Origin of the sequence: Acidovorax sp. (genome assembly GCF_046339755.1) — a bacterium.
GTDB lineage: Bacteria > Pseudomonadota > Gammaproteobacteria > Burkholderiales > Burkholderiaceae_C > Acidovorax.
Map to the genome: position 1 here is coordinate 1 of NZ_JBKDTZ010000180.1, position 14340 is coordinate 14340.

Annotated in this window: 11 protein-coding genes; 6 read left to right on the top strand and 5 right to left on the bottom strand. The window is 59.7% G+C overall.

What is annotated here, in order from left to right; all coding sequences use genetic code 11:
- Positions 1–328: 328 nt before the first annotated feature.
- The 5 genes from ACK59X_RS14775 to ACK59X_RS14795 all read right to left on the bottom strand — a co-directional run bounded on the left by ACK59X_RS14775 (position 329) and on the right by ACK59X_RS14795 (position 3814).
- On the bottom strand, positions 329–760 hold the full coding sequence (locus ACK59X_RS14775) for a hypothetical protein (RefSeq protein WP_409958226.1): 432 nt from the start codon (positions 758–760) through the stop codon (positions 329–331).
- Positions 761–987: 227 nt separating this feature from the next.
- On the bottom strand, positions 988–1332 hold the full coding sequence (locus ACK59X_RS14780; RefSeq protein ID WP_409958228.1) for an H-NS family nucleoid-associated regulatory protein: 345 nt from the start codon (positions 1330–1332) through the stop codon (positions 988–990).
- 157 nt (positions 1333–1489) lie between these two features.
- On the bottom strand, positions 1490–2110 hold the full coding sequence (locus ACK59X_RS14785) for a YkgJ family cysteine cluster protein (RefSeq protein WP_409958230.1): 621 nt from the start codon (positions 2108–2110) through the stop codon (positions 1490–1492).
- A complete protein-coding gene (locus tag ACK59X_RS14790) occupies positions 2097–3482 on the bottom strand; it encodes a HipA domain-containing protein (RefSeq protein WP_409958232.1) in 1386 nt (461 codons plus the stop codon). Before ACK59X_RS14790 ends, ACK59X_RS14785 begins: the two co-directional genes overlap by 14 nt.
- Positions 3479–3814 (bottom strand): transcriptional regulator, encoded by a 336-nt coding sequence (locus ACK59X_RS14795; protein WP_409958234.1) that lies wholly within the window; start codon positions 3812–3814, stop codon positions 3479–3481. The genes ACK59X_RS14790 and ACK59X_RS14795 overlap by 4 nt, the downstream gene beginning before the upstream one ends.
- A 403-nt stretch (positions 3815–4217) precedes the next feature.
- On the opposite strand from ACK59X_RS14795, the gene ACK59X_RS14800 reads away from it, so the two are divergent.
- The 6 genes from ACK59X_RS14800 (at position 4218) to ACK59X_RS14825 (ending at position 14301) form a co-directional block, all read left to right on the top strand.
- A complete protein-coding gene (locus ACK59X_RS14800) occupies positions 4218–5513 on the top strand; it encodes a hypothetical protein (RefSeq protein ID WP_409958236.1) in 1296 nt (431 codons plus the stop codon).
- Between the two features lie 189 nt (positions 5514–5702).
- On the top strand, positions 5703–6491 hold the full coding sequence (gene imuA / locus ACK59X_RS14805; protein WP_409958238.1) for a translesion DNA synthesis-associated protein ImuA: 789 nt from the start codon (positions 5703–5705) through the stop codon (positions 6489–6491).
- Positions 6430–7743: a Y-family DNA polymerase gene (locus ACK59X_RS14810; protein WP_409958240.1), complete on the top strand. Its 1314-nt coding sequence runs from the start codon at positions 6430–6432 to the stop codon at positions 7741–7743. The genes imuA and ACK59X_RS14810 overlap by 62 nt, the downstream gene beginning before the upstream one ends.
- 29 nt (positions 7744–7772) lie before the next feature.
- On the top strand, positions 7773–10871 hold the full coding sequence (locus ACK59X_RS14815) for an error-prone DNA polymerase (RefSeq protein ID WP_409958242.1): 3099 nt from the start codon (positions 7773–7775) through the stop codon (positions 10869–10871).
- Between the two features lie 433 nt (positions 10872–11304).
- A complete protein-coding gene (locus ACK59X_RS14820; protein ID WP_409958247.1) occupies positions 11305–13035 on the top strand; it encodes a DNA methyltransferase in 1731 nt (576 codons plus the stop codon).
- Between the two features lie 61 nt (positions 13036–13096).
- Positions 13097–14301 (top strand): IS3 family transposase gene (locus tag ACK59X_RS14825; RefSeq protein WP_108496960.1). Its coding sequence is split into 2 segments (ribosomal slippage): positions 13097–13376 and positions 13376–14301, totalling 1206 coding nucleotides; the frame shifts between segments, so codons are not numbered across the junction.
- Positions 14302–14340 lie beyond the last annotated feature (39 nt).

Sequence of the window (14340 nt, forward strand, 5' to 3'; positions counted from 1 at the left end):
CCGACCACGGTTTGACGCCACGAATCGCAGATTTGAAAGTGAACAGGAAAGTCAATGAAATCAACGATCTACCAACACCACCTCCGCGCCAGTGCTAGCTTTTCGTACCGTCACTTATTGCACTGAAAACGAGGAGACCCCGTTTCGGTGCGACCCCAGGCGGCATACGCCCGATAGAGCCCGACAAAGCCGCATGAGACTGCCGCGATCTGCGCGAACGACCCCGGCAGAGGCAGGTATGCCGCTGACACAACAGTCCCTGCAGTCGCCGCCAGCCATCCCGCTGCTTGACGCCCCTCGTAAATTGGACGCCAGGGGTTGTCGAAGTCTAGGAGTTCCTGGCCCATACGGTCCTTGCGGCGTTTTGGGACGGGGCAAATTGCAATACCGGTTTGAAGCTATCGGGATTTGGGGTTGCGGCCTTGATGCTGAAGATTGGCTTTGCGAGTTCTTTGATGCGCTCCATTTGCTTCGACGCAGATAGCGATTCGGCATTGGACTCCAAGCGTTCCAGCAACTCTCGCTTTACTCGCTCGTAGAGCGGGTGCGGATCCGAGACCAGGACACGGGTCACTTCCGAACCCGCGTATTGCTTGGTCCGGCTTTTCCAGGAGGTCATGTACTTCGCTGGATATCGCGTTGCGAGCAATCGAATCTCGCTGTTTTGCAGTTCCAAAACGACCACATAGCCGCCCTCGGCCGTGGTGGCGTCGCGCACACTCAACCTAAGATCATCTGGCAATCCGTCATACAGCCACAAGGGAAACTCCTGTTCTTCGATGCAGTTGAGAATAGCAATCGAATTCCAGGGAGCCCCCCCTCAAAAGCGCACGATTTCGTCGCATCTCCACGAAAGTTGGCATAGGGAGATAGGTAGGGCACTCGGACGGTTCGTCGGGTGCCTTCAAAGGCTATACGAGGGTGTTGTGCCCCACGTCGCGGGTCCCGCTGGGACCCCGTGCACCGCCATTGCAGCGGTGCTTGATCTCACTCAACCCGGAACTGCTCAATGTCTTTGCCGCTTGCGATCAGCGCATTGACCCAGTTCGGCTTTCGCCCAGGGCCGCCACCCCATGTCTCACCGTCAGGCCCCCTGTATTTCACAGATGAGGCTTTGCGCGCAGTCGCAGGCTTGGCCAGCGAGCGCTTCAGCTCTGGGAACAGATCTTCAGGCCTGATTCCGAAATCTTTGATCTGCTTGCGTATCTGTTCGGAAATCTCAGCGCTTACGACCTTCCTGGCTTCTTCAAGTTGCCTATCCACTTCCTCCTTTTGCCTCTCCAATTCCTCCTGCCGGGCTTTCAATTCGGCGTAACTTTCTTTGCCTGACATCGCAATCCCTTTCATCAATTCGATTTGACGCCAATTTTAGCGTTGAATTCACTGAATTTAATTGCGACAGGGATGGCGGCGAACCCTCGTATGGCTGCAATACGCAGCCTCTTCTGATTTGCTTGTCCCATCATTACCCCTCAAAAAAGTAGTTCAACTAACGCGCCGTAGACGCAAACCACTGTCTGATGTCGTCGTACGCCTGGTGCTCACCCAGGAGAGCCGCCGCTGCTGCGTGATGGTGTGTCAGGTTTAGGTACGGAACCATGGGTTTGTGATCCTCCACAAGCTGGCACAGCAGATCATCCTCATCCAGATTCACCTGCAGCCTGCAGGCCAGCGGACGTACCTCGTAGATACTGCACTGGTCATCCACAAGGAATGGGCAGGGAGATCCAAAAGCGAGGCTGTCCAAGTGCTGCTGCGGATCTTGTATTTGGTCCAACGATCCCATGTTAATGGCACCTGCGCGGGGGTTGAGCTTGCGGCCGGTTTCCTTCGCAATCACCTGCGCTTCGGATCTTGAGATTGCCACTGTGATGTGGCAGCAATGCGCACACCCCTTGCGACATGCGGCGACCGCCATCACAGGTTTGGTAGCGACGTCGGCGGCCTTGCGCAGCCAGTGAACGCGCTTTGTTGTGTTGCCTGCCTGGGCTGCTTGAGCAAGAAGCCGGACCTCGGCGCTCCGATCGGAGTCGACGAATTGTGCAACCTTCGCATCGACCCGCTCGCGCAGGCCTTCCCAGCGTGCCTCGACCAGTTCAAGGTGCGTCATGCTCGTTTCCTTTCTGAGCCCCAGTGTTGGACCGCGTTGCTGTTGCCGGCGCATTGCACCTTGCCACCGTATCCCCAATGACGATATGCCTGACGGCTCGCAGCAGGTGCTCATGGGCCGCTGCAGCGCCGGGGGTTGCATCTTTCGAGCCAGGACCACGCCACCCAGCCGAGAGCTCTTTCGCTACTTCTGCCGCTTGTTTCGGCAGCGCCCGCACGAACGCACCCACGATGCGCTGCGCCGTCGCATGGGCCAAGCCCAGCTCGACGCCAGCAGTCACCAGACTGCTATGGGTCACCTCCTCGAAGGTGGACGCGCCACCCAAGGGGATCACAAGAGACTCACGAGGCCAGACCGCATGCTCATCGGCATAGACCCTCGTGTGGTACACGGCGGTGCTCAGCAAGTCGTAGAACGGTGCCAGCTGGACGCCCTTTGGACTCATCAGGAACGACAGGTTTTTGAGGTGAGCGTCGCTGTTGCCGATCAGCGTGTTGAACACCAACCACTGGAACAGCGCCACCCGCGTGACCATCTTCTCGCGGCACAGACCTATCAGGGTCTTCAGCGTCGCAATAGATGCTGCCTGGTACTTATCCCTGCGCGGAAGGTTCAGTAGCTGGCAGGCGTCCAGCACGTGTAGCCGCTGCCACTCGCCAGCCACTGGATCGAGCTCGCGGTCAAAGCGATCAATGATGTAGACCGGTTCAGGAACATATAGCAGGTGCACTTGTGGGACGTTGAGCCCGAGGCGTCTGGCCAGGCGCATCGTGAACACTTCGTTGATGACCGAGTGTGGGTACCCTTCAGCCGTCGAATTGGGCTTGAGGATGTGCGAAGAAGCACTGCCCTGCAAGGGCTCCCGAAGTTCGCCAGTGACCGGGTCATACAGCACCACCATTTTGTGCTGCGCGCCAGCGAGCGACATGCGTTTGGGCGAGCCTGCATTCAGCGAGGTGCGGCCGAGCCCCCGAATGCGCCCCGAAAGGGATTCCTGGGTGAGCTGCGTGGATCCGGTGGGTGCGCCCTCCTCGCCAGCGCTGCGCAGTACCAATGATCCCGCAGACTCGGCGCCCAGCCGCGCCAGCAAGCCGAAAGCGTCCCCCTCGGGCACCTTCTGCTCTTTGCTGACGACGAGCCGTAGGCCTTCTTCAGGCAGCAGGTTGTCGAAGAACCATTGCAAGGGACGTTGGGTAGAGCCATCCACGTGCTGGGCCTGGGCCGTGTCGATCGCAGGGGAAAGGGCAAAGGCGTTGGGGCTGGCCAACCACTCGTCGCGGTACCCGAAGGCCCATATGTCCCCCGCCTCTGTCAGGTCGCCCATCACCTGGCCGTTGAAAACGACCTCAAGGCTTCGTCCCTGGCCCATCATGGCGCCTTCTTGAATCGCCGAAGGGGCGCGAGAATCGACGCGGATCGAGTGGGAGCCAAGGGTGCAGGTTGGGCTCCACGACTGGTGTTGACCATTGGAAGGCGATCGAGCGCTGCATCTGGGATGTCAATGGTCACCTCAATCCCTAGTTCCTCCAGTACCTTGAGCACCAGCCCGAACTGCACCGTTTCCTTGCCATGCTCCAGTTCCCGCAGGAATACATGCCCGACGCCGGCACCGCCAGCTGTGTCGTCCTGTCGAAGGCTTCGTGTCTTGCGCACCGCCCTCACAGCAGCGCCAAGTGCTCCTACCGAATGAATGGGGATCTGCATGGACTTCTCAAAACGAATAGATCGAATCGATTCTAAGATGGTTTCGACATTTCCCTACAGAAATCGAATGGCTTGCATCTATTTCTAGGGACAGAGGCCTATCTGGGGTGGAAAACGAATTGATCGGATCGAATTCTCGCAACCGGCATCTGAAGTTGAGGTTGGTGGCTTGCCGCTGCTCGCTAAGCTGCGCCTGACATGTGCGCCATGGGAAGCCCAGCGCTCCGGCTGCGGACCAGTGCGGCCAGTGATGGCGCCTTCATGGAAGCTGTCTAGCGTGAGTCAAGAAAGGAGCTGGCCTTCCAGCGCACGACTAGGCTTGTGCAATTGAAAGCTTGCCGAATTCAATTTTCCTGCTACCTTTTTGTGTGGGATGGTTACTTACGCAACAAAAGGAAGCAGTATGGCCAGATTTTCGAACTTCAGAATTGCACTCTTCGCACTCACAATTTTTTCTACCGCACCTGTCCACGCGCAGATAGCTGGTGCAGTCACCACCGGTGTGGCAGTTTCTCAGATTTCCAGCGGCCTGAATGAACTGATCAATAAGGCCCGGGATACCGGAGATTATCTGACGATGCGGGCCGCCGTTGAAGCCAAAGACGTCATAGAAAGATGGAGAGACGCAAACAAGGAACTTCTGGAAACTGCCTTCTCCAAATTGGATGAGAAACAGCAAAGAATTTTCAGCAACGCAAGGCAACTCACCGAATTTGCAAATGCCAGTGTTGAAGATCGTTTGAAGAACACACGCGAGATAGTTAACCAAGCTAACCAGCTTGCAGAAAACATTGTCCCGGGAACAGGGAACACATACGTCACACAATTCTCCCCGCGGGTGCTCCCGCCGCAGACTACCACCTCTATCAACCTAAAAGTGACCGGTGTAAATCTTGACAAGGGCGACCCCGTGTTGAGTCTCACCGAGGGCGCAGCAAACCGAATGCTGGTGGGGCCGCTAGAAGTCGTATATGTGGTTCCGGCAAGCGCGATGCCTCGTCAGCCCGACAAGTTGTCGGTCGCCCCGCTCACGCTCACGTACTCTACGCCGAAGGACGGATTCTGGAACTGGGTGTTTCGCAATCGCGAACAGGTTGTGCGTCAGCTTCCGATAGTGACATTGCCTGCCAAAATTGCAACGTTCTCATTCGTAGCGGAGACAACAACTGAGACAAAGGAAGTCGAGATTTGGACCGCCCAAGAGCAAGAATTCTCCGGAAAAAATGAAAACGTCCCAAAGGTGGCCACCCCGCGCGAGGGGTGGCGGTGGGATTTAAGCCAAGGAGTAAACAGTTTTAAACAAGTCCAGGGACGCGGGGAGGCTGGGAGTTGTAATGGAGTTATTGAGGCCAATTCCAAGCCTGACGGCATTACCCATCAAGCACATCTGGATATGATTAAAGAGGTAAAAATATCCGGGATAAAATGGGGCCCAGGCTGGGTAATGTGCTCGCTGAAGGGGCCGATTTTCAGAATGACCAAGGTCAAAGCAAAACTACCAGTGCAAACGGCTTCTCTCAGCTGGACAGAGGATCTCCGGATTCCGCTCCCACCCGAAACTTCTGCATTTGCTCTTGAAGTCACGACATTCGATGGACGGAAACGACTTTTCACAGACACCGGGAATGACAAATTCTTCGACGTCACTCGCAGCGGTCAGGATCTCATCATTCGCCCCAAGCCGCCCACTGACTTGTAAAGCGTAGAACGCCCCATGCGGAGGCCACAGCTCCGCTACCTGTCTACTCGGATGCGGTGAGACGCAAGACTGCGGAACACCAAGCGAGCTCACCGCCATCTGTTTCGCGGGAAAGACCCCGCTCGCAGGTTTGCCCCTCTTCCCAGCCATGCGGCCCGGCCATACACTGTGCTTTTATCCAGTGTTGCCATGGCACCCGCCCTCCACTCCTTCGATCAACTCGTCCTTCCCCAGGGCGTCCGCGAGGCTGTGTGGCTCGGGAGCGAGTTGGGCCACCAGGACAGTGAGACAGTGGCCACAGGCTTTTCGGCGTTGGACGCGGCCCTGCCTGGCAGAGGCTGGCCCACACGATCACTGACCGAGGTTCTGGCGCCACAGGCCCCTCTGTGTGAATGGCGCCTGCTCGGGGGCTCCCTGCAGCAGCTCGTCGCGGATGGTGGCCAAATCCTGCTTGTGTCCCCTCCCCAGCAGCCCCATGCGGGCGGCCTGGTCCAGCTGGGCGTCCCCGCGGACCGTTTGGTGTGGATCCAGGCAAGGACGCCTGCAGAGCGCCTTTGGGCTACGGAGCAACTGGTCAAGTCCAATCCCAAGGGGGCGGTACTGGCCTGGTTGCCCCAGGCCCGTGCTGAGCAGATTCGCCGCCTGCAGGTGCATGCCCAGTCCTGCCAGGCGCCCGTGTTTCTGTTCCGACCGCTGTCTGCTGAGCGCGAGGCGTCCCCAGCGCCCCTGCGGATCCAGGTTTCATTGGGAGTCGGGTGGAACATCGACGTGCGCGTGCTCAAGCGGCGCGGCACGCCCTACCGCGATGTGCTGCCCCTGCCGGCAATCCCCGGCCGCTTGGACCTCGTGCTGCCGCCCCGCTTGCGTCGCCTAGGCACCGAGAACGTCATCCCGCTGCGCAATCAGGAGGCCACCCATGATCGGGATTTGGGCCGCACTGCTCCCCATCAAGAGCCCCGAGTCCTGCACGGCCATTGATCTTCCAGCCCTCGCAGTCTGGGCGCTGCAGTTCGCACCGCGCGTAGCCATTGTTGAGGACGCTGTCTTGATCGAGATCGGAGCGAGTGCGCGTCTCTTCGGCGGGCTGGAGCATTTGCGCGTGCAGATCGAAAAGGAGGCCAAGGAGCTTGGGGTGGAGTCCATCGCTTGGGCACCCACAGGCACGGCGGCGCTGGCGCTGGCACGGTCGCGAGTTCCAGATGGATTTGCTGCGCCACTGCCCGCGATCCTGGACAAACTCCCGCTGGAAACCGTCACGGCCGTGGCGCACCACCACGGCACCCTGCACCGCCTGGGAGCACGCACGCTGGGTGATGTACGCAAGCTGCCACGCGGCGGCTTGAGCCGGCGATTCGACAAGGCCCTGCTCTTGGGGCTGGACCAGGCCTATGGCATGCGTCCCGAGGTCTACGAGTGGGCGCTTCTTCCTGAGACCTTCAGCGCACGGCTGGAGTTTCTATTCCGAGTCGAGACGGCACCGGCCCTGATGTTCGGGGCTCGGCGCCTTCTCCTGCAAATGTCGGGCTGGCTTGCTGCCCGGCACATGGGCGTGACCGCGATCACGCTTCGCTGGGCGCACGATGCCATGCGCGCCAAGACCGCCGGCACCGGGGGTGAGATCACGGTGCGCACCGCCGAGCCCACACAGTCCGTGGAGCACCTGGGCCGTCTGTTGACCGAGCACTTGGCCAAGGTCGAACTCTTGGCACCTGCCGGCGACATCGAACTGCTCGCCTTGGAGGCCGTTCCCATCGTGCAGGAGAGCAAGTCACTCCTGCCCGAAACCACACGCCAGGGAGAAGCAACTTCGCTGGTGCTGGAGCGCATCCAGGCCCGCCTCGGAAAGGACCGCGTGGTGCGCCCGCTGCTCTTGCAGGACCACCGGCCGGAATGGATGCAGCGCTGGCAATGCGCTGACGAACCGCGACCTCGCTCCGCGCCCGGGTTCCACGAAACGCCCCTCCCCACCTGGGTGCTCCCCGAGCCCCTGCGCCTGGCCGAACGCGACAACCGCCCCTACTACCAGGGGGCGCTGCAGCTGCTGCTCGGCCCTGATCGCGTAGAGGGAGGCTGGTGGCATCGCGTTGGTGATGGAGAGCATGCAGAGCAAGGCAATGTGCAGCGCGACTACTGGGTTGCGCTGAGCAGGCATGCAGGCCTGCTGTGGATCTTCCAGCGGCGGTTGGCCAGCGACGAAACCGGCTGGTTTCTCCACGGGCATTTCGCCTGATCCGCCCGCCCATCCTGTGAGCCCCCGGTATGGCCCTCCCCGACTACGCAGAGTTGCGCTGCGTTTCCAATTTCACCTTTCTGGTAGGCGCGAGCTGGCCCGACGAGTTGGTCGATCGCGCGCGGGACCTCGGCTACAGCGCGATTGCCATCACCGACGAATGCACCCTTGCCGGCGTCGTTCGCGCGCACACCGCCGCCAAGGCCGCTGGCTTGAAGTTGCTGATTGGCGCGCAGTTCAAGGTCCAAGCAGAACTGCCCTTCACGCTGGTCATACTGGCACAGACAAAGAATGGATATGGCAACCTCTGCCAGTTCATCACCAAGTTGCGCCGCAATTCAGAAAAAGGCACCTACTTCCTGGAGCGCGAAACCATCGAAGGTGACGCGCTAACCCACTGCCTGGCAATGGTGACGCCCGCGCGCGTGGCCACCGACGAGCAGTTGGAAGAGCTCGGCTGGTGGACACTGAAGCATTTCACCGGGCGCGGCTGGATCGGCGTTGACCTCACCCGTCGCATCGACGATGAGCTCTGGCTTCACCGCATGCGCCAGCTGTCGCGTATGACCGCCCTGCCCCTGGTCGCCATGGGAGACGTGCACATGCATGTTCGCAGTCGCAAGCCTCTGCAAGACGTGATGACTGCGACCCGGTTAGGCAAGCCTCTCACCGATTGCGGATACGAGTTGCAGCGCAGCGCTGAGCGGCATCTGCGCAGCCGCCTGCGACTGGACCAAACCTATCCCGACGACCTTCTCGCGGAAACCCTGCGCGTTGCCGATCGCTGTACGTTTTCTCTGGACGAACTCAAGTACCAGTACCCCGAAGAAGTGGTGCCCAAAGGACACACACCGGAGAGTTACCTGCGCGAGGCTACGTACGAGGGCGCGGGGCGCCGCTGGCCGCATGGCATCACGGCCAAGATCAATGCACAGATCGAGCATGAACTCGCTCTCATCTCCGAGATGAAGTACGAGCCGTATTTCCTGACCATCTACGACATCGTGAACTTTGCCCGTTCGCAAAACATTCTCTGCCAGGGCCGTGGCAGCGCCGCCAATAGCGTCGTCTGTTATTGCTTGGGTATCACTGAGGTAGACCCCGCACGCATGAGCATGTTGTTCGAACGCTTCATCAGCAAAGAACGAGATGAGCCCCCAGACATTGATATTGACTTCGAGCACGCACGCCGGGAGGAGGTGATCCAATACCTCTACACCAAGTACGGCAGAGACCGCGCAGCACTTGCAGCCGTGGTCATCAGCTACCGCCCAAAGAGCGCGATCCGGGACGTTGGAAAGGCCCTCGGATTCGACTTGGCCACGCTTGATGCCCTGGCGTCTGGCCAGCAGTGGTGGGACGGGTCCGAGGTGCGCGTCGAGCGCTTTCAGGAGCTGGGCCTGTCTCTCGAAGACCTGGCCGTGCGCCAGTTGATCCTGCTGGCCACGCAGTTGATGGGATATCCGAGACACCTTTCACAGCACCCTGGAGGCTTCGTCCTTACGCAAGGGCTCCTCACCCGCATGGTGCCAGTGCAGAACGCCAGCATGGCCGATAGGACCTGCATTGAATGGGACAAGGATGATCTCGATGCAGCTGGACTCCTCAAGGTAGACGTGCTGGCGCTGGGCATGCTCACGGCCATTCACAAGGCACTAGACCTGGTAGGCAAGCGCAGAGACTGTGTGTTTTCGCTGCAGGACATACCGGCCGAAGACAGAGCGACCTACAACATGGTCTGCAGAGCCGACACCGTGGGGGTGTTCCAAGTCGAAAGCCGCGCGCAGATGTCGATGCTTCCTCGGCTGCGCCCACGCTGCTTTTACGACTTAGTGATCGCTGTGTCTATCGTGCGGCCGGGGCCTATTCAGGGTGGCATGGTGCACCCCTATCTCAACCGGCGTCAGGGCCGGGAACCTGTCACCTATCCAAGCGTGGAACTGGAGGAAGTGCTCGGACGCACGCTTGGCGTGCCGCTCTATCAAGAACAGGTCATGTCATTGGCCATAGTGGCAGCTGGCTTCAGCGCTGGCGAGGCCGATGGGTTACGGCGGGCAATGGCCGCTTGGAAACGCAAGGGAGGCCTGGACAAGTACCGTGAGAAGCTGATGGGCGGCATGACACAGCGCGGATACACAGAAGGTTTCGCGGAGTCTATCTATCAGCAGATTCGTGGGTACAGCGAATATGGCTTCCCGGAGAGTCATGCGGCGAGTTTTGCCTTGTTGGTCTACGCGAGCTGCTGGCTCAAAAAGCACGAGCCTGCGGCCTTTCTGACCGCGTTGCTTAACTCGCAGCCCATGGGCTTCTACACCCCATCCCAACTGATCCAGGACGCCAAGCGGCACGGAGTGCAAGTGCGCAGCATCGATGTCATGCACAGCGCGGTGGAAACGACGTTGGAGGACCTGCCGGCAGTGCCTGCTGTGCGCCTCGGGCTTCACCTGGTGGCAGGGTTGCGCAGCTGCTCGGCCGCGCGCATCGTTGATGCCCGCCAAGCGGGACCATTCGACAGCGCCGAGGACTTGGCAGCACGAGCTGGCCTAGATCAGTACGAGATGAAGTTGTTGGCGGCGGCCGATGCGTTGGCAAGCCTCTCTGGCCATCGGCGCCAACAGGTATGGGATGCTGCTGGATTGCATTCAGCGCCGGCACTACTCCAGAACGCACCGGTGAACGAGGATTCCCTGGAGCTGCAGGCGGCCCCAGAAGGCGAAGAAATCGTTTGGGACTACGCCGCCACGGGACTCACATTGCGCCGGCATCCTCTTGCACTGCTACGGCCCCGCATGAAAGCCAAGAAGCTGCAGTCGTCCAGGGAGTTGCAGCAGATGTCGAATGGCAGCACCGTACGCACAGCAGGCATTGTCACCTTGCGACAGCAGCCGTCCACCGCCAACGGGACTGTCTTCGTGAGTTTGGAGGATGAGTTTGGCGTGGTCCAGGTCATCATCTGGAAGGATCTGCGTGAGGAGCAGCGGCAGGTGCTCATGGAGTCGCGGCTCCTCGCTGTCAAAGGCACATGGCAGCGGCAGGGAGCGGTGCGCAATCTAGTGGCGCATTCGTTGGTGAACCTGACACCTTGGCTGGGCCGCCTGGCGCGACTGGAGAGCCGCGATTTCAAATAGAGAGGTTGAAGCTGTGCCCTTGACGGTCCGGCACAGCGGCAATGATGGCTAGCTGCAGGGCCTGCAAGTCAGGGCACCGCGTTCAGCCTCGCCAACAACCGTCTCGCCGATGCCAGCAGCATCGGCAGCGGCGTGATCTGGGCACATCGCAGCGATCCTGGGGCACAAGAGCGTGAGCACCACCAGTCGCCTCGTAAAGGGCGATCCCGTGCGCCTGGCAGATATCATGGCGACGGCTGTGTGATCGCCGCAAACAAAAAGGCTGCGCAGGTTGATACGACGCGCACAGAGCGCGCGAAAGCCCACGTTGAGCGCCTTGCGGCTGCCAAGGGCACGCGTTTGCTGGGGGACCTGAATGCTGAGCGAGTGGCCCTGTGGGGCTACTGCTCACAGGGATCGGTGTGGAGTTAAGACAACAAATATGGGGGTATCAATGGCGACAACATCTGAGAAGGCTGCGAGGCTGAGCGAGTTCGTGACATGGGTTGGGGCGCATATCCGAGGAGATGAGAAGGGCGAAGCACAGGTGTTCCTTGACCGGCTCTTCAAGGGCTTCGGGCACGGAGGCTGGAAAGAGGCGGGCGCCACATGTGAGGAGCGAATGAAGAACGGCACGGGCGGCACATCGTTCGCAGATCTCGTCTGGAAGCCATCCGTAGTCATCGAGATGAAAAAGCGTGGCGTTGACCTAAAGAAGCACTACAGCCAAGCCTTCACGTACTGGACCTATCTTGTGCCCAACCGGCCAAGGTATGCAGTCCTGTGCAACTTCGATGAGTTTTGGGTCTACGACTTTGAAACGCAGCTTGACACCCCTGTTGACAAAGTCAAGCTTGTCGATCTACCGAACCGATACGCGCCACTAAATTTTCTGTTTCCCGGCGATGTGGAACCCTTGTTCGGAAACCACCAGGAGCAGGTCACACGGCAAGCCGCTGACAAGCTTGCGGAGTGCTTCAATTCCATGATCCAGCGCGGGGTGGAGCAGAACCTGGCGCAGCGCTTTATCCTGCAGATGCTGATGGCGCTATTCGCCGAGGACATCGGTCTGCTGGAGAAGTATTTCGTGACCCAGGTCCTGGAGCAATGTAAGAACAAGCAGGACACGTACGATCTCCTGGGCGGCCTCTTCACGGCAATGAATACTAAAGGCGGCGTCAAGGGAGGCCGCTTCAACGGAGTAGCCTACTTCAATGGCGGGCTGTTCGCCGTGCCGGCGCACGTCGAGCTGGATGCGGGTGAGCGCACTCTGCTCAAGGAGGCGTCGCAGTTTGACTGGTCAAAGGTGCGCCCAGAAATTTTTGGAACAATCTTTGAGCACTCTCTCGGGGAGAAAGAGCGCCATGCATCCGGTGCACACTACACGAGCCCAGTAGACATCATGAAGGTGGTGGGCCCGACCATCGTTGCGCCCTGGACAGAGCATATCGAGCGAGCGGACACGCTGGGACGGCTTAAGGAGTTGCTTGCGCGCCTGGAGAGCTTTACTGTCCTTGACCCCGCATGCGGCAGTGGAAACTTCCTGTACGTTGCGTATCGCGAGATGAAGCGTCTGGAGGCGCGCATCTACGAGCGCATGGCGACCGACTACAAGAGCGTGGATCCACATCAACGACCCTTCGGTTTCTTGAGCGCACGCAACTTCTATGGCATCGACATTAACCCCTTTGCCGTGGACATTGCAAAGGTCACCATGATGCTAGCTCACAAGCTGAGCATCGACGAACTTCACATCAATGAGAATGCGCTCCCCCTTGACAACCTGGACTCAAATTTCCGATCAGGTGACGCGCTAGTCAATCATGATGGAACTCGGGCTCCATGGTTTAAGACCGATGTGATCGTCGGCAATCCACCGTTCCTTGGCGCCAAACTTCTCAAACCTGCGTATGGAGAGGAATATGTCAACAAGGTGCGCGCTGCGTATCCAGAAGTGCCAGGCATGGCCGACTTCTGTGTCTACTGGTTCCGCCGAGCGAACGAGGAGCTGAAGCATTGCGCAACCGATGATCCGTTCGCGGGGCGCGCCGGCTTAGTCGGCACCCAAAACGTTCGTAGCAACGCTTCGCGTATCGGCGGCCTGGACTGCATCGCCTCCACTGGCACCATCGTTGATGCGGTCGAGAACCAGCCGTGGTCAGGCGAGGCGAACGTCAATGTTTGAGGTTGCCCCTGAAAAGTGGAGTTCTTAACCCTTGTTGAAAATACCGACAAGGAGTTGAGCAATGAGTGACAAGCAAGTGCGTGCGCAGTACACGCGGGAGTTCAAACTGGAGGCGGTTCGGCAGGTGCGAGCTGGCCAGGCGATTGCGGTGGTGGCCAAGGTGCTGGGCATTCCCAAGGCCAGTCTGGGCAACTGGGTGCGACTGTCATCCAAGGGAGAGCTGAACGACGTTGGCAGCGCCGACAAGGCGACCAAAGTCTCGCCCGAGCAGATGGAGATTGCCCGGCTGCGCGCCGAGAATGCTCGCCTTCGCATGGAGCGCGACATCGCAAAAAAAGCTGCGGCGTACTTCGCGCAGGACACGCTGCGAGGTACGCCTGGATTGACCAAATGAAGTACCGTTACCCGGTGAGCGTGTCCTGCGGGGTGCTGGAGGTCAGCGCCAGCGGGTACTTCAACTGGCTGCGCCGGCGAGAGGATGGTCATGGCCGCAGCGGCCCTGGCCGACTCTACAGCGATGAAGCCCTGCTGGCGCACATCCGTGCCATCCACGCCGAGGTCAAGGGCGAATACGGCTGGCCACGCATGCACAAGGAGCTTGTGGCCCGAGGCATCCGGGTGGGCAAAGACCGGGTTCGCAAGCTCATGCAGCAGCACGGCATCAAGGCCAAAACGAAACGCAAGTTCGTGGTCACCACCGACAGCCGCCACAGCCTGCCGGTGGCACCTGACCTGGTGCAGCGGCGCTTCAACCCTGAAGCTCCCAACCAGCTATGGAGTGGCGACATCACCTACATCCAAACCGACGAAGGCTGGCTGTACCTGGCCGCCGTCATCGACCTGTTTAGCCGCCAGGTGGTGGGCTGGAGCCTGCAGTCGCACATGCAGGCAAGCCTGGTCAAGGACGCGCTGACCATGGCGTTGTGGCGTCGCCGGCCACCACCCGGTCTGATATTCCACAGCGACCGGGGCAGCCAGTATTGCAGCCACGAGGTCCAGGGCGCACTGAAGGACTGGGGCATGCGTTCATCGATGAGCAGGAAGGGCAACTGCTGGGATAACGCCCCAACGGAAAGCTTCTGGGGGCGGCTGAAAACAGCCAGCGTACATGGGTGCAAATTCGCTACCCGTGAGCAGGCCGGGCAGGCGGTGATGGACTGGATGGCCTTCTACAATCACCGCAGGCTGCATTCCTCGCTGGGCTACCTCAGCCCGATGCAGTACGAACAACGCTGGTACGAGGCACAGCGCAAAAAGGCCGCGTGAATCGTGGGTTAAGAACTACACGAAACAGGGGCAAGGTCA